The organism is Mesorhizobium sp. M1E.F.Ca.ET.063.01.1.1 (genome assembly GCF_003998155.1).
Classification (GTDB): Bacteria; Pseudomonadota; Alphaproteobacteria; order Rhizobiales; family Rhizobiaceae; genus Mesorhizobium.
Window position 1 is genome coordinate 1 of record NZ_RZSC01001494.1, and the last position, 560, is coordinate 560.

At 55.7% G+C, this 560-nt stretch carries 1 protein-coding gene; it reads right to left on the reverse strand.

The annotated features are described in order from the left end of the window. On the reverse strand, nucleotides 1-560 hold a 560-nt coding region (locus EOA29_RS41945), incomplete at both ends, for a hypothetical protein (RefSeq protein ID WP_189479184.1).

Below are 560 nucleotides of genomic sequence, written 5' to 3' on the forward strand. Positions count from 1 at the left end.
CTCTGGCTACCCAATTCGCGCTCTGTGTATGCGGTGAACTGTAGCAATCTCTGCCAAAAGAGTTCTTCAACCCGAGTCGAGGCAAATTCTTTGGACAGTTCTCCGATGCGTCTTGCAGTGTAGCGGATGTGGCTACACTCGTCGCCACTTAACTTGCATAGCGTTCGACCCAGCATGTCTAGGTTACGGTGCGGGCAATATGCCTCGAGCACGGGCTCCAACAACTTCTGGTGAATGCGGGTCCTCACCTCACCGAGGTTCACCTGAATCAAATAGTCGAGCACCCTCCAGGTTTCGAGGCTAGCGGCCTCGACCTGGCTGTGCTGCATGGGGGGAAACTGGGTCTCAACGGCCCCGCGCACATTATCTGGCAATGCGTCTGGAAATACCAGATCGGCGAGACGAAGGTACATTCGGCAATGACCTGCCTCATCCTCGACATGCTGGCTCAGATCGTCAACAAGCCCGGCACTTGTGCAAGCGTTGGCAATCTTCGCTAAGTCGCGGGAACCCTCGCCCTCTTTGATCGCATTCGAGACAAGCGACTGCAGCACCCATAC